At 48.4% G+C, this 22628-nt stretch carries 23 protein-coding genes; 10 read left to right on the forward strand and 13 right to left on the reverse strand.

Annotated features, from left to right (window positions below; all coding sequences use genetic code 11):
- Window positions 1–90 precede the first annotated feature (90 nt).
- The 7 genes from MY523_RS16915 (at window position 91) to MY523_RS16945 (ending at window position 7082) form a co-directional block, all read left to right on the forward strand.
- Window positions 91–1011, forward strand: coding sequence for an oxidoreductase (locus tag MY523_RS16915; RefSeq protein WP_250655857.1), 921 nt, complete (start codon window positions 91–93; stop codon window positions 1009–1011).
- 202 nt (window positions 1012–1213) lie between these two features.
- A complete protein-coding gene (locus tag MY523_RS16920) occupies window positions 1214–4009 on the forward strand; it encodes a monovalent cation/H+ antiporter subunit A (protein WP_250655858.1) in 2796 nt (931 codons plus the stop codon).
- Entirely contained in the window at window positions 4009–4392 is a 384-nt protein-coding gene (locus tag MY523_RS16925; protein WP_250655859.1) for a Na+/H+ antiporter subunit C, read from the forward strand. The genes MY523_RS16920 and MY523_RS16925 overlap by 1 nt, the downstream gene beginning before the upstream one ends.
- Complete coding sequence (locus MY523_RS16930) at window positions 4392–5903, forward strand: monovalent cation/H+ antiporter subunit D (protein ID WP_250655860.1); 1512 nt, start codon at window positions 4392–4394, stop codon at window positions 5901–5903. Before MY523_RS16925 ends, MY523_RS16930 begins: the two co-directional genes overlap by 1 nt.
- On the forward strand, window positions 5900–6403 hold the full coding sequence (locus MY523_RS16935; RefSeq protein WP_250655861.1) for a Na+/H+ antiporter subunit E: 504 nt from the start codon (window positions 5900–5902) through the stop codon (window positions 6401–6403). The genes MY523_RS16930 and MY523_RS16935 overlap by 4 nt, the downstream gene beginning before the upstream one ends.
- The gene (locus MY523_RS16940) at window positions 6397–6666 is read left to right on the forward strand and encodes a K+/H+ antiporter subunit F (RefSeq protein ID WP_250655862.1); all 270 of its coding nucleotides are present in this window, start codon (window positions 6397–6399) and stop codon (window positions 6664–6666) included. Before MY523_RS16935 ends, MY523_RS16940 begins: the two co-directional genes overlap by 7 nt.
- Before the next feature lie 56 nt (window positions 6667–6722).
- The gene (locus MY523_RS16945) at window positions 6723–7082 is read left to right on the forward strand and encodes a Na+/H+ antiporter subunit G (RefSeq protein ID WP_250655863.1); all 360 of its coding nucleotides are present in this window, start codon (window positions 6723–6725) and stop codon (window positions 7080–7082) included.
- Window positions 7083–7087: 5 nt separating this feature from the next.
- On the opposite strand, the gene MY523_RS16950 is transcribed toward MY523_RS16945, so the two are convergent.
- The 3 genes from MY523_RS16950 to MY523_RS16960 form a co-directional block, all read right to left on the reverse strand.
- Window positions 7088–7297, reverse strand: a complete 210-nt coding sequence (locus tag MY523_RS16950) for a hypothetical protein (protein WP_250655864.1) — start codon at window positions 7295–7297, stop codon at window positions 7088–7090.
- 346 nt (window positions 7298–7643) lie between these two features.
- Window positions 7644–8069, reverse strand: coding sequence for a type 2 periplasmic-binding domain-containing protein (locus MY523_RS16955; RefSeq protein WP_250655865.1), 426 nt, complete (start codon window positions 8067–8069; stop codon window positions 7644–7646).
- An 11-nt stretch (window positions 8070–8080) separates the two neighbouring features.
- Entirely contained in the window at window positions 8081–9286 is a 1206-nt protein-coding gene (locus tag MY523_RS16960; RefSeq protein WP_250655866.1) for a porin, read from the reverse strand.
- A gap of 177 nt (window positions 9287–9463) precedes the next feature.
- On the opposite strand from MY523_RS16960, the gene MY523_RS16965 reads away from it, so the two are divergent.
- Window positions 9464–11083, forward strand: coding sequence for a methyl-accepting chemotaxis protein (locus tag MY523_RS16965; RefSeq protein WP_250655867.1), 1620 nt, complete (start codon window positions 9464–9466; stop codon window positions 11081–11083).
- A 131-nt stretch (window positions 11084–11214) separates the two neighbouring features.
- Here the strand turns inward: MY523_RS16965 and MY523_RS16970 are convergent, their stop codons facing one another.
- The 10 genes from MY523_RS16970 to MY523_RS17015 all read right to left on the reverse strand — a co-directional run bounded on the left by MY523_RS16970 (window position 11215) and on the right by MY523_RS17015 (window position 21132).
- Window positions 11215–11433, reverse strand: a complete 219-nt coding sequence (locus MY523_RS16970; RefSeq protein ID WP_250655868.1) for a hypothetical protein — start codon at window positions 11431–11433, stop codon at window positions 11215–11217.
- A gap of 290 nt (window positions 11434–11723) precedes the next feature.
- Window positions 11724–13577, reverse strand: a complete 1854-nt coding sequence (locus tag MY523_RS16975; protein ID WP_250655869.1) for a V-type ATP synthase subunit A — start codon at window positions 13575–13577, stop codon at window positions 11724–11726.
- Window positions 13574–14266 (reverse strand): DUF2764 family protein, encoded by a 693-nt coding sequence (locus tag MY523_RS16980; RefSeq protein WP_250655870.1) that lies wholly within the window; start codon window positions 14264–14266, stop codon window positions 13574–13576. Before MY523_RS16980 ends, MY523_RS16975 begins: the two co-directional genes overlap by 4 nt.
- Before the next feature lie 75 nt (window positions 14267–14341).
- The gene (locus tag MY523_RS16985; RefSeq protein WP_250655871.1) at window positions 14342–15019 is read right to left on the reverse strand and encodes a hypothetical protein; all 678 of its coding nucleotides are present in this window, start codon (window positions 15017–15019) and stop codon (window positions 14342–14344) included.
- An 11-nt stretch (window positions 15020–15030) separates the two neighbouring features.
- Complete coding sequence (locus MY523_RS16990; RefSeq protein WP_250655872.1) at window positions 15031–15477, reverse strand: ATP synthase subunit C; 447 nt, start codon at window positions 15475–15477, stop codon at window positions 15031–15033.
- The gene (locus MY523_RS16995; RefSeq protein ID WP_250655873.1) at window positions 15478–17304 is read right to left on the reverse strand and encodes a V-type ATP synthase subunit I; all 1827 of its coding nucleotides are present in this window, start codon (window positions 17302–17304) and stop codon (window positions 15478–15480) included.
- A 111-nt stretch (window positions 17305–17415) separates the two neighbouring features.
- On the reverse strand, window positions 17416–18009 hold the full coding sequence (locus MY523_RS17000) for a V-type ATP synthase subunit D (protein ID WP_250655874.1): 594 nt from the start codon (window positions 18007–18009) through the stop codon (window positions 17416–17418).
- Window positions 18002–19345 (reverse strand): V-type ATP synthase subunit B, encoded by a 1344-nt coding sequence (locus MY523_RS17005; protein ID WP_250655875.1) that lies wholly within the window; start codon window positions 19343–19345, stop codon window positions 18002–18004. The genes MY523_RS17000 and MY523_RS17005 overlap by 8 nt, the downstream gene beginning before the upstream one ends.
- Before the next feature lie 214 nt (window positions 19346–19559).
- Complete coding sequence (locus MY523_RS17010) at window positions 19560–20510, reverse strand: cation diffusion facilitator family transporter (protein ID WP_250655876.1); 951 nt, start codon at window positions 20508–20510, stop codon at window positions 19560–19562.
- Window positions 20503–21132: a cation diffusion facilitator family transporter gene (locus tag MY523_RS17015; RefSeq protein WP_250655877.1), complete on the reverse strand. Its 630-nt coding sequence runs from the start codon at window positions 21130–21132 to the stop codon at window positions 20503–20505. Before MY523_RS17015 ends, MY523_RS17010 begins: the two co-directional genes overlap by 8 nt.
- Window positions 21133–21275: 143 nt before the next feature.
- Between MY523_RS17015 and cadR the strand changes: the two genes are divergently transcribed.
- Window positions 21276–21755, forward strand: coding sequence for a Cd(II)/Pb(II)-responsive transcriptional regulator (cadR, locus tag MY523_RS17020; RefSeq protein ID WP_250655878.1), 480 nt, complete (start codon window positions 21276–21278; stop codon window positions 21753–21755).
- On the forward strand, window positions 21730–22620 hold the full coding sequence (locus MY523_RS17025) for a transporter substrate-binding domain-containing protein (RefSeq protein ID WP_250655879.1): 891 nt from the start codon (window positions 21730–21732) through the stop codon (window positions 22618–22620). The genes cadR and MY523_RS17025 overlap by 26 nt, the downstream gene beginning before the upstream one ends.
- The last annotated feature ends 8 nt before the right edge of the window (window positions 22621–22628 follow it).

The raw sequence follows: 22628 nt of genomic DNA on the forward strand, positions 1-22628 counted from the left end.
TGGACTACCCCACTAATGACGTACTGTTATGGCAGCGAACATCGTCAGCAACAAACGGCTACGACAAAATAGACAACGAGGAACAGCAACATGAAGTGGACCACCAACGACATCCCCAACCTTAATGGTAAAGTTGCGATTGTTACCGGAGCCAACGGTGGCTTGGGGCTCGTTGCAGCGAAAGCATTAGCGAGCAAAGGCTGTCATGTTGTCATGGCCTGTCGCAGCATCGAAAAGGCAAACGCGGCAGCAGATGAAATCAGGCAACAACACCCCACTGCATCTGTTGAGATTATCACGCTGGATCTATCTAGCCTTGAATCAATCAAACAGTTTTCAGACCAGATCCATAAACGTTTTCAGGCCATTGATATTCTTTGCAACAATGCAGGCGTGATGGATATCCCCTATCGAAAAACAACCGACGGATTTGAAATGCAGTTCGGCACTAACCATTTGGGTCACTTCGCACTCACCGGCCATTTACTTGACCTTATCGCCCATACAGAAGGCGCTCGCATTGTTACAACCAGCAGTCTGATGCATATTCCAGGCAAAATTAACTTTAATGACTTGCACTCAGAAGAGGGTTATTCAGGCTGGAAGGCATACTTTCAAAGCAAACTCGCTAACCTACTGTTCACTTTCGAGCTACAACGCAAACTTAAAAATGCCGGTGCAAAAGCTATTAGCGTAGCAAGCCACCCAGGCTATGCCTCGACCAATTTACAACTGGTCGGCGCTCAGATGGGCGGAGCCTCAATGCAGGAAAAAGTCTGGAAAACCATGAATAACTGCGTCGCCCAAAGTGCGGAAATGGGCACACTACCCACGCTTTATGCGGCGACTCACCCCAACATACAAGGGGGCGATTATATTGGGCCCAACGTTATGGGCTGGCGCGGATATCCGAAAAAAGTAGGCGCAAGCAAACGCGCGAAGGATGCAGATTTAGCCGCGAAGCTCTGGTCCGTATCTGAAAACCTGACCGGTGTCGCGTTCGCAATATAGACGGTCACCGGTAGCCTGACCACCATAAGCCGCAACCCCTACCGTCACAAATCAAGTCCTGTCTGTCACGTCATAAAAAAGGGAAGATCAATGCGTCCCTTTTTTCTCATCCTCGTTGTTTTCTTTACTACTCAGGCATTTATTAGTATAAATCAGTCTATTATAAGACTTACCCCCTATAAAACCGGAGTCATCCTTTCTTATGAACCTGCTATGGGTCGTACTATTTCCGCTTATTGGCACACTAGTTCCCCTGTTTACAGAGCGATTCGGCCGCAGTTTCTGCGCACTTTCTGTAACCGTGCTTCCCGCATGTTCACTTATTTTGGTGCTGATGCATGCAGGAGATGTGTTTGATAACCAGCTAATCAGACAGTCAATAGAGTGGATTCCTGCCATGGGGCTGGAACTTTCTTTTCGGCTGGACGGACTGGCACTGCTCTTTCTGCTGCTAATTCTTGGAATCGGCCTGCTGGTTATTCTTTATGCCCGATACTACCTGTCGTCGAGCGACTCAATGGGGCGCTTTTACGCATACCTGATTCTGTTTATGACGGCGATGGTCGGCATTGTTATATCCAACAACCTGATTCAGTTATGGATGTTTTGGGAACTCACCAGCATTAGCTCATTTTTGCTCATCAGTTTCTGGTCTCACAAGTCTGATGCCCGAAAAGGTGCCAGAATGGCACTGACAGTCACAGGTGCCGGAGGGCTCGCGTTACTTGCAGGGCTTTTGCTGATCGGCAACATCGTCGATAGTTATGACCTTGATACCGTCTTGGCAAATGGAGACCTTATCCGGTCACATTCAAGCTACCCTGTCGCATTGATATTGGTGCTATTGGGGGCCTTCACCAAGTCTGCCCAGTTCCCGTTCCATTTCTGGCTGCCACATGCCATGTCAGCCCCAACACCAGTAAGCGCTTACTTACACTCTGCCACTATGGTTAAAGCAGGCATATTCCTGATGGCCCGATTTTATCCGGTGCTGGCAGGCACGGATTTATGGTTTATGATTGTTAGCCTGACGGGCCTTGCCACATTGCTGCTGGGTGCCTATATCGCGCTGTTTAAGCACGACCTGAAAGGGCTTCTCGCCTACTCAACGATCAGCCATCTGGGGCTGATTACGCTGCTCTTGGGTTTAAATTCGGAGTTTGCAGCCGTCGCTGCGATATTCCATATCATTAACCATGCGACCTTTAAGGCATCACTGTTCATGGCTGCCGGGATCATCGATCATGAGTCGGGCTCCCGAGATATGCGCAAACTTAATGGCCTGTGGAAGTACATGCCCTACACAGCTACCCTGGCCATCGTCGCTGCCTTATCCATGGCTGGCGTGCCACTATTAAACGGTTTTCTATCTAAAGAGATGTTTTTTGCAGAGACCCTCAACCAAAGTATGCTGGGCTCACTCTCCTGGATGATTCCCCTGCTGGCCACTGTCGGTGCTGCATTTTCAGTCGCCTACTCGCTCCGTTTTATTCACGACGTCTTTTTTAATGGAGAACCGATAGATCTGCCAAAAACCCCCAAAGAACCACCTCGTTACATGAAGGTTCCCATCGAAATTCTGGTTGCACTCTGTTTACTGGTCGGTATCTTCCCAAGTTTCGTGGTCGGAGACCTGCTCAGTGTTGCGTCATTATCACTACTATCAGAAGGTCTACCTGAATACAGCTTAGCCATATGGCACGGGCTGAATGTGCCATTGTTTATGAGTATTCTGGCAATGATCGGGGGGCTAACCATTTACTATAACCGGCGTCACCTTTTTCAATTCCAGTCGCACTTTGACGAGCCTGATGCCAAACACATTTTCGAAGGCGTTGTGCAATCGGTTGTAGCGTTCTCCCAACGGGTCATCAAAACCCTTGAAAACGGTTCTATGCAGCGTTACTGCGCACTGTTGATGCTTTTCACCCTTGTTATGAGCGCACTGCCGCTACTCGAACTAAATAAAAATGCGGGCTCGCGCCCTCAAATCCCACTGGATGGTGTCACCTTAGTGGGTGCTTTCTTGATGATCATTAGCGCCATAGCAACCGTAACCTGGCATCGTAGACGCTTTCTCGCGCTGATATTCCTATCCGTGGTCGGGCTGATGGTGTCTCTGGCATTTGCTCAGTTTTCCGCGCCCGATCTGGCACTCACTCAACTCTCTGTTGAAATTGTTACGATTATTCTGTTGCTGCTGGCGCTGTTCTTCTTACCCCAGAATACGCTCAAAGAGTCCAGCCCAAGCCGCTTGAGTCGTGACCTTCTGGTCTCATCACTCATTGGTGGGGTGATCGGTACCATCTGTTACGCAATGCTCACCAATCCACTGTCGACAATTTCAGACTTCTTTTTGGCGAACAGTAAAACAGGTGGCGGCGGCACCAATGTGGTGAATGTCATTCTGGTCGATTTCAGAGGCTTCGATACCTTGGGGGAGATCACTGTTCTTGGCATCGCGGCGCTGGGAATATTCAAGCTTATTGCACGCATGCGAATCTATATGCCAATCAGCGATGACAAAGGCCGCACGTGGAGCAACGACCCTCACCCCATGATGCTCGAAATGATCTCACAAAGCCTGCTGCCTCTGGCGCTATTGGTATCGGTGTATATTTTCTTACGCGGACACAACGTACCCGGTGGCGGTTTCATTGCCGGATTGATTACATCTGTTGCGATTATCCAGCAATATATTGCCCACGGCGTTAAGTGGATAAAACCCAGAATTAATATTGATTACCAATGGCTGATTGCCGGGGGCATTCTGATTGCCACAACAACAGGCCTGGGGGCTTGGCTATTTAGTAAACCATTCCTCAGCACATGGTTTGACCACTTCCACCTACCCTGGATTGGCGAGTTCGAATTGGCCAGTGCCATGCTGTTCGATTTAGGGGTCTACCTAACGGTAGTAGGGGCGGTCATGCTAATTCTCGCCAACCTCGGCAAGCTCACGACCAGCGAACGCTTTGATATCAAGGAGAACGATTAATGGAAGCGATTTATGCGCTCTGTGTCGGCGTACTGACCACCTGCGGCTTTTTTCTGGTTCTGAGGGGCCGCACATTTACCGTCGTAATGGGGCTTACGCTCCTCTCTTACGCGGTGAACCTGTTTCTTTTTGCCAGCGGGCGCCTGAAACTGGATGGAGCAGCGGTGCTTGGACAGTCCACCAGTTACAGTGACCCGTTGCCGCAAGCACTGGTGCTTACTGCCATCGTTATAGGTTTTGCCATGACGGCATTTGTAGTCATACTGGCCATGCGCTCCCGAGCAGACCAGGGGAATGATCATGTCGATGGCCAAATTCCTGCTCAACCGGCAAAATCTCCTTTCTCGCATAAATCGCCAACTTCACATAAGAGGAGTAGCTAATGCAGCACCTGCCTATTCTTCCTATTCTGCTGCCGATGCTGGCGGGCGTATTTATGCTGCTTCCACCGTTGAGCTACTCGATAGGCCGACATCGTTTTTTTGCTGTCCCGCTCATGGTGGTTCTGGTTGCCATTTCAGCCCTGTTGCTCATCACCAGTCATCAGCAAGGAACACAGCTATATATTCTGGGCGGCTGGCAACCACCTTTTGGTATCACGCTGGTCGCTGACAGATTATCAACCATGATGGTGTTACTGACCTCAATACTCGGCTTGGGTGCGCAGCTCTATGCCTGTGCCGGTGATGACAACGATGGCATGTATTTTCACCCGCTGTTTATGTTTCAAATCATGGGCGTTAATGGCGCATTTCTAACTGGCGATATTTTCAACCTGTTCGTATTTTTCGAAATTCTTCTCATTGCCTCATACGCACTGCTAATTCACGGTGGTGGCAAGCAGAAAACCAAAGCAGCCGTGCACTACGTCATTCTTAATCTGGTTGGCTCCAGTATCTTTCTTTTCGCACTGGGTATTTTATACGGCACGATTGGCTCACTTAATATCGCCGATATGGCTGGTAAGGTACGTCTGCTGGCAGAGCACGACCAGGCACTGGCTAAAGCCGGTGGCTTGCTGCTGTTAGTCGTATTCGGGCTCAAGGCTGCCTTATTGCCTTTGCACTTCTGGTTGCCCAGGACCTATGCCGCGGCCAGTGCCCCCGTGGCAGCACTCTTCGCTATTATGACCAAGGTGGGCATTTACAGCATTTTTCGCGTTCATACGGTCATCTTCGGCGAGGAAGCGGGCGCGCTGGCCAGCATCGCAACGCCGTGGTTGTGGCCATTAGCTCTGCTAACCTTAGTCATAGGCGCTATTGGTGTTCTAGCCAGCCCGAATTTAAGACTCACAGTCGCCAATTTAGTGATCATTTCAGTCGGAACGCTGCTTCTAGCCATTGCCATGCAACGTGAGTCAGCGACGTCAGCGGCTCTTTATTACATGATCCATACGACGCTGGTGTCTGGAGCCCTATTTCTATTGACAGACATGATCAGCAAACAACGAGGCAAAGCAGAAGACCGCTACGTCATTGCACGAAGAATGAAACATGGCAAGTTTATTAGCGTTGCATTTTTCATCGCCGCACTTACTGTCGTTGGCATGCCTCCACTATCTGGTTTTGTCGGCAAAACCCTTCTATTACAAGCGGCTCAAGGCATGGCTGAAATCAGCTGGGTATGGCCCACCGTATTAATCGCAGGGCTGGCGTCGCTGATTGCTATTTCTCGGGCAGGCACCACCATTTTTTGGCGCTATACCGGGGAGAGCACCGTTAATGAACCTATTCCGCCTCTTAAGTTAATCGCGGTGACCCTGCTGCTCACTGCCTCCCCTTTACTAGTGGTATTCGGCGGACCAATAACAAACTATACGAACCTTGCCGCAGAGCAGTTGCACGACACAACCCAGTCAGTGGATGCCTTGCTTCCAGGAGGTTATGAGCAATGAAAACCAAACCCCGTTTTCGCTTTTTGCCAATGCCCATTCACTCACTACTGTTATTTGTCGTCTGGCTACTACTTAATAACACCATTGCCCCAGGGCACATTGTGCTAGCAGCATTCCTGGCCATTGCGATTCCGATGCTGACGTCTGGCCTGCAAGACCCTCAACCGGGGTTTCGCAAGCCCTTCCTGACGCTTAAATATGCACTTAAGGTTATTGGCGACATTATTGTGGCCAATTTTGAGGTTGCGCTCTTGGTCATTGGCCCAACGCGTAAGCTTAACCCCGCCTTTGTCGCTGTACCGATGGACATTCAACACGAATTTCCCATTACGATACTGGCCAGTACCGTATCACTAACCCCCGGAACCGTGAGCGCAGAAATATCAGAAGATAAACGATGGCTTTACGTGCATGTGCTCCACCTGAGTGATAAAGACGAGCTTATCGCACTCATTAAGCAGCGTTATGAGCGCCCTCTTATGGAGATTTTCGGATGCTAAGCACCGCAATAGCAATTGCTACCACACTGGTTTGTCTATCGTTGATACTCAACATGTGGCGACTGTTCAGAGGGCCTGGCCGGCCTGACCGGATTCTGGCACTGGATACCATGTACATTAACAGCATTGCTTTAATTATATTATTTGGTATCTCTTCTGGCAGCACCCTGTATTTTGAAGCAGCACTGCTGATCGCCATGCTTGGTTTTGTCAGCACGGCGGCCATGTGCAAATATATTTTGCGTGGCGACTTGATTGAGTAACCCTGACAACAACGGTGTAAAGCGAAGATGAACAGCACGATCAAACAAGGGACACAATGATGGATTTCTGGATAGAGTTGGTGGTATCTGTATTTCTTATTACTGGAGCAGTTTTTGTCTTTATCGGCTCCCTTGGGCTTGCCAAGTTGCCCGATTTTTATACCCGCCTGCATGGCCCGACCAAAGCGACTACGCTTGGCATGAGTAGCCTTTTAATTGCATCCGTCGTTCTGGTAACCTATCGGCAGGGGTATTTGAGTTTGCATGAGCTGCTCATTACGCTGTTTTTAATTATAACGGCACCGGTTACCGCGCATATGCTCGCCAAGACAGCCCTTCACCACAAGGCTGACATACTCGAGAAGACCTCAGATAAAGCGCTTTCGCAACGTGCCAGAGAGCGAATGATTCCATAGCCCGGTTAAATGACCTGGCTATTGTCACGCGCCTCACCAAACAGGTGTGAGTCGATCATCTCGACCAGCTGAGTGTTGCGGCGAACCATATCCGTATAATAATTCAGGATCTTGAAATCTGGATAAGGCTGCGCCTTAATCAAGGATAATTGATCATGGGCTTCAGCGAGTTCATCCAGTAACCGCTGTTTTTGCGCCTCAAGTGTTGTCATCATACTGCAACCTCCCTTCACTATCACCACACTGGATACCCTGCGCTATATCGAATATCCAACGCCGCAATAAAAAATACCGTAATGTATAAAAATTATACAAATGGAGCGAAGACTAACTGCTAAATAGTTAACAATGAGGGGTAACACTATGTAGAGATTGGTTTCGGACAGTGAGCTAATGTTACGGTGTTGATATAGCAAGGGTAAAGGGGTGATGATAGTGGTCGATGTCGTAGCAGGTGGTGGTAGTCGCAGATGGTCATAACCACAGCCAATATCCCCCACTGGGCATTGGCTGTGATGTTCGAGGCTATTTACCAAAGCAGCAAACAATCCCCGCAATTACTTAAAACGTTGCAAGCACCTTAACGGCATCGGTCACGCTCTCCTGACTGATATAACCAATGGTACCAGGGTCAGATGATACTTTGGCTACAACATCGGCATCGCTATCTAGCTCGCTCGGTGGCTGCCCCTTACCGGTAAAAATTAACTTTGACCAGTATGACTTGAGCTGGCTATCCGACTTGCCCAACACCTTGTCATTAAACTCATCCCGCGCCGCGTTTCCTTCAGACAATGCGATCGGTGTGACCTTCTGCCCACCCGGCAACTTCTTTGACTTGCCCAGAAAAATTCGGCTGATTTGCTTTTTGGAAGCACTATCACTCACCGAGGGATGCACTACAACGGCCACGTCGGCGAAAACACTGGCACTTAACAACGAAGAGAGCAACACCGTCATAAACAGCTTAAACGTACTAATATTCATGAATCACTCTCCTAAAATACGAAATCAACGCCAGCAGAAATCAGATCGGCATCGGCCCCATTGTTAATGTCATCATCATACGTGGTGTAGTCTGCTTTAAGTGCAACACCGGACTCCACTTCCCACCTGACACCCAGCGAGTAAGTCTCGCTGTCTTCTTCCTGTTGCGATACCGCACTTTTCACCAGTGCTTGCAAAAATGGATCGGCAACCGTTTTATACACGCTTGAGCTAGGGTCATTCTGATCCATGCCATAGGTGCCATGAATAGTGAACTGATTGACCCGAACACCCGCTGTCACGTACAACGACTCTTGATCTGAAAACGCATTGGCCTCATCAAATTCGTAGTAGGTGTATTCAGCCAGCAGGAACCAGTCCCCTGGGTCATAGCCAATATAAGTACCGAAAAAGTTAACTTTCTCATCGTCAGATCGAACCTCAGCCATAACCGCATCTATTTCGGCTTGAGATAAAGCCGCTGATGGCAGCCCCGCAGAAGCCGGGTTAGCCAATACACTTTCAAGTGTATCAAATGCTTCCGCTTCATAACTTAGTTCTGGAACCAGCCCGTAGTTGGCACCAAAGTTCAAATCATTCCAGGTAAAATCCAGATTAATCAGGTGGCTCATCGTGGTTTTAAAATTTGCCGGTGCAATACCGGTTGTTCCTGACGGTACATAGTCTGAAATCTCTTCCCCGATAAACTTATAGGTCAGGTTAAAATCAACATCCCCCAACGCAGTGTTATACAAAAAGCCTAACCCGTTACCTGAACTAAACGGCAGCGAATACACTCCTTGAGGTGGGCGAATCCAGTGATAGGCATAACCCACGTCCACATAGTCGGAGTATTTATAGAGGTTAAAACGCTGCCTACCGGCCATAACAATTAAGTTGTCAGTGGCCTGATAGCTTAGATATGCCCATTCGAAGGCAGGGTCAAAATCATCCTCGCCTCGCGCTAAAATCTGAGCCGTTGCAGAAAACTTCTCTCCAATAGGCGCCGCAACCTGTAGCGCAAACCTCGACTCATCCTGAAAAGATAAGTCGTTATCATGTCCGTAAAGAACTTCATCGTTATCGAGCGTTTGAGCTGCGATAACTGAACCAAAACCATTAATCGATATCTGCTCAATATCATAGGCCAAGGCAGGGAATGCCAGTGATGCACCTATAATCGCAATACCGGGCATTATTCTATTTTTAATTGGCATTTATTTACTCCTTACTAGTCATCTCTCTCGACTTATAAGGAAAGTACTGAACACTTGTTTTGTCAATTGAAAAACCAGATATATTTCATTCGGTTATTGGACGAATTGAAACAAATAAACTACATTTTTTATAAACCTATATAAAAAATATTTCACCCCTCAATTTCAGGATTCCAAATGAGCTGGTTCAAAAACCTTAAAATCTTTTACAAGATTATGTTGATTCTGGCTGTCTATGTTGTAGCTCTGGCCATCAATACCACCATTGGTGTTAGCTCACTGCTATCAACTCAAGGCCATCTGGTTAAGCTTGAACAGAAGATCTATGACTCGGTCATACTCGCCACGGTTAACGATACACTGTTAAAACGTGCCGATGAGCTACTGACGCAGGCCGTTAGCTTTTCTGAAGAAGACCTGATGCTCCAAGGCGTCGAGAGTATTGAGCAGTTAATTGGCAACCTTGAACAGCTGGAAAAACTCGACACAGAGCGACAGGCCGAGCTGGCAAATATCGATAGCAACGTAAGAAAGTACAAAGCCATTGCGGTGCCTCTGGTAGAAGCAATGCTCAGTGATGAGGCCGACTTTTCCGCGCTGCAAAGCAAGATAAAAACCAAGGCGGAACTATTTGAAGCCACCAATAAAGCGCTCACTCATTACCAACAGATTATTAATAAAGAGTTTAAGGTAACAATTGGAAAAGCGGTCTCCAGTGGCGAAGATGCGCTTTATACCAGCAGCGCCATCAGCGCGGTATTTTTTGTGGTCTTAGCGTTGTTTATTACCTATATCGCCTCAGCCATCAGTAGCACGGCTAATCAGTTAAGTGGTTCATTGAAAGAGTTGTCTGAGGGCGAAGGTGAACTTAGCCAGCGTATTCCGGTTAATGGTCGTGATGAGTTAGGGTCAACGGCCTCTAACTTCAACAGTTTTATGGACAAGTTGAGCAGTATCGTTCGCAGTATCATGAATGTGTCGAACCCATTACTTGAAACCGCTAATGATCTCGACTCAAATACTCAGCAGGTTCGAAGCGTCACCGACCAACTCGGTGTAAAAGCCCGCGAAGCAAAACAAGCAATGGACGAGATCACGCAGTCCATTTCTGAAATCAGCACCTCAGCCTCTGATGCCAGCGTCGCAATGCAGGATACCGAAGACAGAACAAACAAAGGCCTTGAGATTGTAGCCAGTACGATCTCCAACTCAAAAGACCTCAATTCGCAGATTATCAATGCAGCCGAGCTGGTTGAAAGGCTGGCCAAAGACACTGAGAACGTCGCCAGCATTCTGGATGTTATCTCATCCATTGCCGAGCAAACAAATCTACTGGCACTCAATGCAGCCATTGAGGCGGCGCGAGCAGGCGAACAAGGGCGAGGGTTTGCGGTCGTTGCCGATGAAGTGCGGGCTCTGGCGTCGAAAACCGGTGACGCCACCACTGAAATACGCAATGTACTAAATAGACTTGAAGAAGCCGCCACATCGACGGTTAGTGCAATGCAGTCTGCAAAAGGCCAGTCAGAGATGAGTGAGAACTGCGCTCTGGAAACAGGTGATTATCTTGAGCAGATAAAAATCCAGGTTGAGCAGGTTAATGGTATGAATATGACCATCGCCGCGGCTACAGAGGAGCAGACAATGGTCGTAGCAAGTGTTAGTGATATCATTACAGCGATGGTAGAGTCAGTGGAGTCCACTGAAGTTTCATTCAGTGAGCTGGCAATTCTTGCCAATAAGCTGCTGAGCGCATCCGACTCACTGAAAGACTCCACGTCTCAATTCAAGCTATAGCAATTGAAACTATAGCTATTCAAACAGTAGCTACTCAAACAATAGCCTCTTAGAAAGAAACGATCGTTTCTATATATGTGTTGATAAGTTGAATAGTCACCGGGGTGCAGTGCACCTCGGCTGATAGCGATTTAACGCGCTCGGCGATCTGCCATTTCCCAATCGCGCATAAAGTGCTGCTTTTGGTCGATCATCTTTTGATATACAGAGATAATTTCTTCGCGGTTTTGGCTGGAAGAGTGCTGGAGCTGGTTAACCCGCTGCTGAAGATTGACCACTTCATTCACGAGCCTGGCTTTGACATGATTCCGGTAGGAATCAAATTGATGCATGTTCGGTGTAAGATTCATAGTTCACGTCCGTGTTAAGTCTTTTTTATCTAATAAAATTAGATTTTATTATTAATCGACATTATATTTGTTCGCCTGCTTTATCGCACAGATACCTTGAAATGCGGTATCAGCCAACAAACGATGACAACCTTGTCACTTATATTTTTTAGTGAGTTTGCTACGCAAATAGCGCACTCGAAGTGAAGTATACGACGTCATCAATAAAACTGCACTACTAATAACGCAAAAATACGGTTTTGTAGGACAAAATATCGCTATTAGGCCTGCACGGCCAGTTTCACTAATGATTAGCTCAGCTCGCCTATTAAGTGATCTACTTTCGTCAGGTAGCTCTTATGGGCATCACTGTTAAACTCTGCATAGTTCAAGTTTTTAAAGGTATCGGTCATTCGGTTAAACCAACGACGAATGTCTGCTTTAGACGCCAGCCGCATCTCTACATCAGCAATACGTTTGAGCAATCTAAAACTCTCTTTCTGTCGTTCAATACTGGTTGAAACATCGACCGGATCAAACGCATCCTGCTGTAGGTAGACCATATCAACCAGCATCGCTTTCTGCTGAATAATAAAGTCCTCGGTACTCACACCTTCTTCCCCGGTAACCTGCATCATGCGAGTGATATCTTCACCTTTGTACAACAGCTGATTTATCTGCTCTACATCATCCAACCACCCATCCCCCATGTTATCAGCAAACCACGCTGCCAGCTGTTCCACATAACGAGACCACGACATCAGCGGGTCAACCGCCGGGTAGAACCGCTTGTATGCACGGTCGTAACTCAAGCCAAGAAACGCTTTAACGGTATTCAACGTACCTTGCGTCACCGGTTCCTCAAAATTGCCTCCTGCGGGTGATACCGTACCAATCAGCGTTAAGGATCCCACCGACTGGTCGTTCGCCTGAATAACCCCCGCCCGCTCATAGAGGTTACGTATAGACGATTCCAGATACGCTGGAAACGCTTCTTCTCCGGGAATTTCTTCCAGCCGACCGGATGTTTCTCGCATCGCCTGCGCCCAGCGGGAGGTTGAATCAGCCAGCAGTAGTACGTTGTAGCCCATTTGGCGATAGTACTCTCCGATTGTTACGCCGGTATAAATCGAGGCCTCGCGCGCTGCAACCGGCATCGAAGAGGTATTGCAGATGATAATGGTCCGATCCATCAATGTTCCTCCGGTATGCGGATCTTGCAGTTGAGGAAATTCGTTAATCGTTTCAACCACTTCACCGGCACGTTCGCCACAGGCGACGACAATAACGATATCAACGTTGGAGTAACGTGAGATTAAATTCTGCAATACGGTTTTTCCGGCACCAAACGGGCCGGGAATACAGGCTGTTCCGCCCTTGGCAATCGGAAAGAAGGTATCAATCAGGCGCAGAGTGGTAATCATCGGTTCCGAAGGATATTGACGATGACTGGTGCCGGACTTAATCAGGTGAGCGGGCAACGGCATTCTAACAGGCCATTGCTGAACCATGGACACCTTGTGGACAACCCCTTCTTCGTCACGCAAACGCGCAACAATGGTATCAACAGGGAAACTGCCTTCCTGAATCCAGTCAACATGAAGCACGCCACGGTGTTGAAAAGGCACCATAATTTTATGGCTGAAACGACCTTCCTGGACTTGGCCCAGTACGTCGCCGGCAACCACCCGATCACCCACGCGGGCTTTCGCGACAAACGACCACTTCTCGTTCCGATCCAGCGCAGGCGAAACCGCACCACGCAACAGGAACTTACCATTTAAAATCTCCAGTCGATGGAGCGGATTCTGCAACCCATCATAGACCTGCCTCAGCAGGCCTGGCCCCAGCTCGACCGACAACAGCTGCCCGGTCTGCTCAACCAGATCGCCCACTGCAACACCGGTTGTATCTTCATAAACCTGAGCATCGGCACGCCGCCCCCTCACACGCAGTACCTCGGCCTTTAGTCTTTCTTGTGGTTTGCCATCAACGGGCTGCGGACAGATATACACCACTTCATTCTTCATTAGCGGTTTGATGTTTGAAGAAGGGCTGCTGGGCAGAGTAGTCAGTGACTCCAGAGTCACAACATCATCACTGACCGCAACCACTTTTGCAGTTGCCTGAATTTCGGCGTGCTTCACTTGTTCATTAGATCTCATGCCATGTCCTTCAACGTCAGCATTGATTTTTTCAGGCTATCGTTTACCAGTTCATCAAAATGCTCTCCGGCACGATCAGCATTGTATTTGCACCACCGGTCAACCAAGTCCCATTTGGCCACGTACAACACCACCGCAGAAAAGCCGTAAGGGGTTTCCGGTTTTTGCATAGCATAATAGTGCCATACGGCATTCAGCAGAATCTGTTCAACCTTAAAACTCTCTCCCGTTTCGATTCCATCCACCACGTCAGGCAACCAGGGAAAGTGATATTCCAGTTTAAAGTAGGGGCTGGACCAGTTATTAACTATTTGCCGGACATATCGCCCGTAACCCCAGTTATCACGGATAGCAGGGGCATCTTCGCCTTGTTTTCTACGCCGTATCGCTGCCACGACGGTTCGAACATCCATTCGCCACTCCAACCACTCCTGTATATCCCGATATGGAATCCCCGCGAGAAAGCGATTGGCTTTGTTGATCAGCGATACCTCATCCTCGTGCAGTGTGATTCCCCCCCAGTAAAAAGCTTCATTCAATTTTTGCAGCCAGTGCAGGTCTTGCTGGTCCAGCATCGTCATGCGCTTTTGCAGCTGAACTCGGGTAATAGCAGGCCGTTTATAGCGAAACGGGTTGGCCAGGTGGGGTAACGAACACAGCAGCTCAATGTATTGTTGGTGAGTGGCCATCACAATGTCCGCCGCTTGAGCATCAATTTATTAAGCGCCATTACGTTAGGTTCCGATAGTCTAAGCATCGACATATTAAGCAACGACACCTTCCAGCAAAGCCCTGAAACGCGGCTGCAAGTGAGCCAGCAGCAACTCGGTCAACGCCTTATCTGTAGCCTCAATAACGATCTCGCCATCACGGAGAGAGAATGTCATCCCCGCTTTAACATCAGGACTAAGCTTAAATTCAACCCCGGACTCGAACAAGCTGCTGGCCACCGCAGAAAGCACTTCAACCAAAGCGCCCTGCTCAATCGATGATGGGTCCTGGCGCAGCTCATCTAACCCCAACACCTGTTCCGGCAACAGAATTTGCATCTCTTCATCGGGGACTCGACATTTTGACGCGGCCTGCATGAGCAGCTTTTTTAACGTATCAGGGTCTTGCATCTCATGGCGAATCAGCCGCTTGAGCTGGTTGGCAAATTGAGACGAGAGGTCATCTTTCAATTTGAGCTTAATGTCTCTAAACGCCAGCTCTAGTGAGTCTTTGCCTGCATGGCGAATAAAATCGGCTTCTTTATCCGCCTTTTGCTTGATCTGCTCAGCCTCTTCTTTGGCTTGGTTAATAATCCACTCGGCACGCTTCTCGGCCTCTTCAACAATCCGAAGCCCCTCTTCTTTACCTGCATCCACGCCTTTTTCGTGAATAATATCGATCAATGCCTGAACGCCGTTAGACGTCTCCTGTAGCTTTTCAGATTGCGACATATCCAACCTCCTTAAGCAGGTAAAGAACCACTCAATACTAACGCAAACACAAAGGCAAAGACGGCAAACCCCTCAACAATAGCTGCGGGTGTAATGGTCAAGCCAAAGACTTCTGGCTTATTCTTAGCCACATTGATCGCGGCAACCAGCGCCTGCCCTTGATAGATGGCGCTAAACATCAGTGCTAACCCGGTCAACAAACCAATACCGAAAATACCCGCCGCATTGGCGATGGTGATGTCGCGATTGAGCGTAAACATCACCACAATGCCCAGTATTCCCTGAGTCGAAGGCATGGCTGCCAACCCGATATATTTACCATAGCCACTTTCAGTATCCAGCAATGCACCGGCGGCCGCCTGCCCCGCTCTGGCACAGCCATTGCTGCTTCCTATGGCTCCGAGAGCCACCGGCGCAAACACGCCGATCCAACCTAACGCTATCAGGAACTGTTCCATCTACTCTTTCCTCGTATTGAATGACCGGCCTGCATACTGGCCTTGATTCTTAAACGCTTTAAAGGGGTAGCCTTCGCCCTTAACACCCCAGTTGTAAAACTCCAGAAGGTTCAGACGTAAACCATGTATTACACCACTCATAATACCCAGCACGAAGTTAAGGCCATGCCCTAACACGATGATCAACGTAAACAAAATAAAACCTCCGGCCGAAACTGAATCTCTCGCCTCCACCGCCAGGTTATTGAAGGTCACTGCCAGTGACGCGCTGGACAAGCCCAAAGCAAACAACCGCATATAACTCAATACATCGCCAAACGCTTTCGATAACCCATACAAGGCTTTAACGCCGTCAAAAAGACGAATCGCCAAATCTCCCACACTGTTGATTTTTCTGCTGCTACTGAATAGCAGAATCAGCAGCAGCCCAGAAGCAATCAGCGCAGCGTTCTCAGAGGCCATCACCGCAAACTGATCCACTTGGAGATATTCAAGCCATAACCTGAAACTGAACCCAATCACCAAAATCCAGCCTATTGACGCGAGCATTTTAGGCGACTGTCGATCAGTCCAGGCGACCATGATATTCGCCATCACCAGATGCAAAACACCTGCGCCGATAGAAAGCTTCATCATGCTTTTGAAGTCATTCATATCAAGAAGGTGGAGGTGACTCAACCAAGCATCTGCGGCAGGTGTGATACCAAAATAGCTGCCAACCAGCGCACCATAAACAAACGCGCTGCCAATAACCGAAGCGGCTAGATTGCGAATACGAATGCCGGTTTCGGATCGACTCATCTTTTTCCAGAACACCCCTAAAAACCCGCCTAATAGCAATGCATAGCCTGCATCGGCCAAGATCATGGCAAAAAACAGCGAGAAGGAGAAAAAAATCATGATTGAAGGGTCCCAGGAGCGATAACCCGGTAGCTGAAAAAAAGAGACAGCCTCCTCTCCTCCGCCAAAACGATTGCTGTTTTGTAGCAGTGTTGGCGGCTCATCCTCCGCCTCAACTGAGTTCAGCTGGTAGGCCATGGGTAGCGTTTCCCGCAATAGTTCCAACTGTGGCGTGGCGCTTTCCGGTATCCAGCCACGAAGCACAAAGCAGGCATTGGTATCCAGCGTCATACCGGAAGCCGTCACTAATTCAGCATCATTAATGGTCTGATCAAGCGAGCGTGTCAGCGGCAGAATCCAGCGGGTTTGGGACTCACGCTCTGCATTGATATTTTCGAGCTGTACCAATAACTCTTCGCGAGACAGCCTCAGTTGCGAAAGCGATAGGCTCCCTACATGCACACGCGAAAACGGTATTTGCTCCTGCGTAGGCTCACTCTTTGAAAGCGCTACAAGGTAGTAGAATTTGTGGTCTTGGTTAACAATTTTCCATGGTATTTCGACCCCTTCCAACACGCTCTTTTTAGAGAGAGGAATTTTATAGAACCACAACCGATATCCCCCCAGCTTAGAGAGCTCAGGGTATTCAAACTCTCCCCAAGGCGTTAATGTCTTGATCCTCTGGCGATTCAGCTCAATCCGGTCAAGCGTTTCTTCTCTAAGCCGTTTGCTGTCCAAAATCTGACAAATAACCTCACTCAGCTGGGTAGCGTCGGTCGGCATCTGAAGCCGGCGTTTATTGGGCGCGTTGTTAAGATAAGCCAAGGCCTCTTTCAACTGGTCGTAAGATGCCATCGCAAGGCTTCCGTGGCGACTAGACAGCGGCACCAAATGAACTGCCCCTACACCCTGAACGGCTTCAAGAATCTCTGTTTTAGCAGCAACATCACCCACGAGTGTGAGCTTTTTCAGTACCGCGATGCTCATTGAAGCGTCCTATGATCAACCCGTTGAGACGAGTTATGTCCGACCCGCTGAAGCGCTGTATAAGCAAAAGGTTGAAGCGCCGTGTATTCCTTTAGGGAGAAGTTCATGGAGTCAGGCCTGATGTTTCTGCTTGGCAAGCTTTGATCGCACCACCGCCGCCCGCTCCTGATCAGATAGAAACAATCCGATCCGTTTAATATTCTTTTTAGAGTCTGGAATTAGCACCTTCGAAAACAGGTTGACTCGCTGGGTAATGGTTCTTACCGCTTTATTTAGCCGCTTTGCTCTTACTTGCAAGATTTCCTCTTCCAGCTTTAACCGAATAACTTGTTCCAAGGCATTGGCCACTTCATCAACCCAGTGAGGCCGTGCTAAATAACTGTAGCGCGCCCTTCGATACTCTACTTTTTTCAGGCTCGGCAAGAGAGTGCCTAATACATTCTCTTCCTGTATATCGAGCTGATCCACTTTGACCAACCCTTCCATCTGAATATGCCTGAGCGCGAGCATTGGTAGTCGTTGATAAACATCTTGCTGAATTTTCTCAATCAATTCCCGATGCTCAATCAGTGCCTGCTCTGCCTTTTTCCGCTCCAGCAGCAGCTGTTTCTGCTTCAACTCCAGTGATGGAAGGTACTTCCCATAAGCCGCCTGCTTCTGCTTCTCTTTACTGAGAGCACTTTTGTTGAGCGCCAGTTTAGCCATGGGAATGCACCCAGTACTGGTCTTTAAGCTGCTGTTTAATCACCACTTCATCTTTGTCAAAACACTCTGAAAGCAGCGCCCAACACCCATCCAGCGCTTCTTCAAGGGGCATCGATACATCCAGCTTCATAAATCGCTGACGGAACAATAAGCTGAATTTAAGCAGCTTCCTGTCAAACTCGCTCAGGTCAAACGCCATTGCTTGTTTCTGTTCTGCTTCAACACCTTCGGAGTAATACCGAATCATAGTGTTCATGATCTGACCATGGTCTCCACGGGTCTGCTTACCAACAACATGCTGCTTCAGCCGGGATAGAGAACCAAACGGATCAATTTCTCCATTATGAAGATAGAATTGCCCCTCGGTGATGTACCCCGTGTTATCAGGAACAGGATGGGTGACATCATTCCCTGGCATCGTAGTCACCGATAGAATAGTCACCGAACCTGCCCCTTTGAAATCACAGGCTTTTTCATAGCGCCTCGCCAGCTGGGAGTACAAATCTCCCATATAGCCTCTATTCGATGGAATATGCTCCATCGCAATACCGATCTCTTTCATCGCATCCGCATAGGCGGTCATATCCGTCAGCAATACCAATACGCGCTTGCCTTCTTCGGTGGCCATTTTTTCGGCCACTGCCAGACATAAATCCGGCACCATCAACCGTTCAACAACCGGGTCGGAAGCCAAGTTGACATACATGACCGTACGCGACAGCACACCCGCCTCTTCAAATGACTGTTTAAAGCTGTGATAGTCATCGAAGATCAGTCCTAAACCACCAAACACCACCACATCAGCGTCAGCCTGAATGCCAATGCGTGCCAAAAACTTGTTATAAGGCTCTCCAGCTACTGAAAAGATCGGGATTTTCTGGCTTTCAACCAGGCAGTTGAAGACATCAATCATCGGCACATCAGTGCGAATCATGCGTGAGGCCAGCACCCTAGCGGTTGGGTTAACTGTTGGGCCATTAATTTGAACCTTGGGCTCATGGGATAGTGACGGGCCATTATCAATCGCCTGGCCCGAACCACCGAATACCCGACCAAGAATATTTTCAGAATAGATAGCCTGCATCGTTTCGCCCAGAAAACGTATCGAGGCGCTGTTTGATAGCCCTTTAGTGCCAGAAAACACCTGTAGTGAAACCAGATCATCAGAGAGTTTAATAATCTGGGCCAGAGAGAATGTTTTACCATCCTGCTCAACCACGGCCAAATCGCGGTTGCGGGGAGGAACAGCCATCTCCTCAACATTGCCAACCCTGAGATTGACGATATCCCCAACAATACTGGTAATGCCATTATAGCGAGTGAACAATCCTTCCATTGCCAATCCTGTAGGTAATTAGCGGAGTCAGGGGCTGCCATGACGGTATTAGCCTGAACCTGCGCAGGTTAATCCTTATAAGCCCAGCCTTATCCTATAACGCTGACTTTGCAATACGATGACTCATCTCAATGTAGCAGCAGAGTTAACAAAACGGCAATATCAAAAGCCGTTTCTATCCCCATTTTGTTGCTTGTGTCGCTTCTGCCTTGCATTAAAGTGGCTGAATATGGTGATCCCTGCACCGCTCGTCAGGCTGCTCAAACTCAATGGTGGTATGGGCCAGCTGGTAGCTCTTTAACCCCTCCGCCAAATCTGACTTAACCTGCTGCTGCAGCTCATTATCAAGGCGTTGCTTTAGTACTAAATGAACGGTAAGGACATGGTGCTCGCCGTCCAGCGACCACAAATGCATATGGTGTACCGCCGCAACCTGATCCACCGCCAACAACTGCTGGTGAATCTGCTCGCGCAACGCCTGATCAGGCGTTGCCTGCAAAAATAGCTTAACCGTCTCTTTCAACGTCCGCATGACATTAATAAGAATAAACAGTGTAAACGCTATCGACAGCAACGGGTCGAGTATCGGCCAGTCAACAAACATCAGCACCACACTGACGATCAATACCGCCACCCAACCCAAAACGTCTTCCATCAGGTGCCAATTGAGCACGCGCTCGTTCAGGGTCTTGCCGTCGCTGAGCTTATACGCGGCATAGCCATTTACAACGACGCCCAGAATAGCCAAGCCAAACATCCCCTGTGCGTGGGGCATTTCAGGGTTTGCGAGACGAGGAATGGCTTCAAACAGAACCCATATGGATCCGGCCACTAATACCGCGCCATTGACCAGCGCGCCCAGCAGCGAGAGGCGGCGGTAACCATAACTAAACGCGTTGTCGGCCCCTTTATCACTCATCTTGCCTAAAAACCAACCCAGACCGATAGAGAGTGTATCCCCCAGGTCGTGCACCGCATCCGCCATAATGGCAGTACTATTGGTTAATACTCCACCAATAAATTCAATAACAGTGAAAAACAGGTTCAGAAAGAACGCCACCCCAATGCGCCCGGATACGGTATGATGGTGCCCGTGAGTGTGTGAATGAGCGTGGCTATGCCCTGGCTTTGAATGACCATGACCTGATTGTGAATGGCTATGCATTGCATTTCACCTCTTGACCCGCGCCCTCTGCCAAAGCCATTTTTGCATCATTGATGATCGCGCGCACACTGCGCAAAATGACGATGGCAACCACGCCCCCAATCAAAAGGTCAGGCCAGCGACTGCCCAACAAACCGACTAACCCGCCTGCTATAATTACGCCCACATTAGCTATCACATCATTTCTTGAGCATACCCAACTAGCGCGCATATTCACATCACTGCTACGGTGCTTCATGATAAGTAACAGACAAATGACGTTTGCGACCAGCGCTGCAAGCCCCACCATCATCATTAACCCTGACGCAGGCTCACTTCCGAACAGGAACCGTCTAACGATATCAAACACAATCAACAGCCCCAAAACGCCTTGAAAGTAACCACTCAGTAGTGCCGCTTTAGCTTTATGAGTACTTGACCGCCCTACCGCGTAAAGCCCAATGCCGTATACGACCGCATCGGCCAACATATCCAGCGAATCAGCAATCAGGGCTGTAGACTCTGCAATCCAGCCAAACCCTAACTCAACAACAAACATCACTGCATTGATTGTCAGTAGCACCAGCAGTACTCTTTTCTGAGAGGCATCTTTTACATCTACCTCACAACCACATCCAGACATATTGGTTCCTTTCAGTTTTACTATTCGTAGAGGCTTTTCAAACGAAATATTGTTTTAGCCCAGCCTATCAACTATCTTTATTAAAAACTCTGTAGTCACTACAGAGTCAAGTAAAAGAACAGTAAGCAAGTGGAATAAACATTATGCGGATAAGCCAGCTAGCAAAAGCGGCACACTGTGACCTTGAAACCGTGAGGTATTATGAAAAGATAAAACTCATGCCTGCGCCCCCTCGAAACGAGTCTGGCTACCGCATATACAACCAGCATCACCTAGAGCGGCTCAACTTTATTCGCCATTGCCGTTCACTCGATATGCCTCTCAAAGAAATCACCTCGCTACTTCACTTTCGTGACCACCCAACCCTGAAATGCGATCAGGTCAACCAGCTTATTGATCAACAACTGGATTCGGTAGCGAATAAGATTGAAATGTTGGAGGGCCTGAAAGAGCAGCTCAACTCGTTGCGAAGCCGATGTGACAGTGACCATGCTGCAGGGGATTGCGGCATACTCAAAGAACTGGATAGTGATGCAGAAGCGGGCAGTTGTCCTTGTCATGAAGGTACATCAGGCCCCACCAGAATAGGGCAAAATAATGAATCTGAACATCAGGTATGTTGACCTCAGAGCCCGCTGTCTCTGTTTGCTTGTTCTGGTGATCTTTCTCAGCCCTGTTGTGAATGCAACTGATATCATATTGGTCAATCAACCCCGTACAGCTGATGACAAACGGTATGAATACCCGCAAAAACTATTAACCCACATATTAGAAATCACTAAGCAGAACTATGGTTCTGCTCTCATCCAGTATGCCCCTTCTCCAATGCAACGGAATAGATCGCTAATCGAATTGGAAGCGGGCGAGAACATACATGTAATGGCGACAGCACTTAAACCTGAATGGGAGAGACGCCTGATTCCCATTCGAGTACCGATACGGAAAGGCATTCTCGGGTATAGGGTTTTTCTTATTCTTCAACAACACCAGCCAACGCTATCCCGCATTATCTCTCTTGAAGAGCTAAAGAAAATACCCACTGGGTCAGGACGGCAATGGTCTACCACCAAAACGCTGATAGAAAATGGCTTCGACGTTAGAGAAGGTATGAATTACGAGGGGTTGTTCACCATGCTAATGGAAGGCCGTTTCATCACCTTTGGACGGGGAATTAGTGAGATATTTGCAGAGTACGATGTCTACAAAAGCAAAATTCCTGAATTGGCGATTGAACAAGACTTGCTGCTGCATATACCGCTTCCGACTTACTTTTTTGTGACCCCTAAACGCCCTAAGTTAGCGGAGCGAATAGAGGAAGGCCTGCTTATGATGATAGAGGATGGCTCATTTGATGAGTTGTTCAATGCCGAGTTTGGCGACATGATTAAAGCTGCCAAACTTTCAACACGAAGAATGTTCCTCATCAATAACCCTAACCTTTCACCCGCAACACCGCTAGATATAGAGCATTATTGGTATCGGCCATAAGCCTGGCT

Origin of the sequence: Alkalimarinus coralli, from assembly GCF_023650515.1 — a bacterium.
Lineage (GTDB): Bacteria > Pseudomonadota > Gammaproteobacteria > Pseudomonadales > Oleiphilaceae > Alkalimarinus > Alkalimarinus coralli.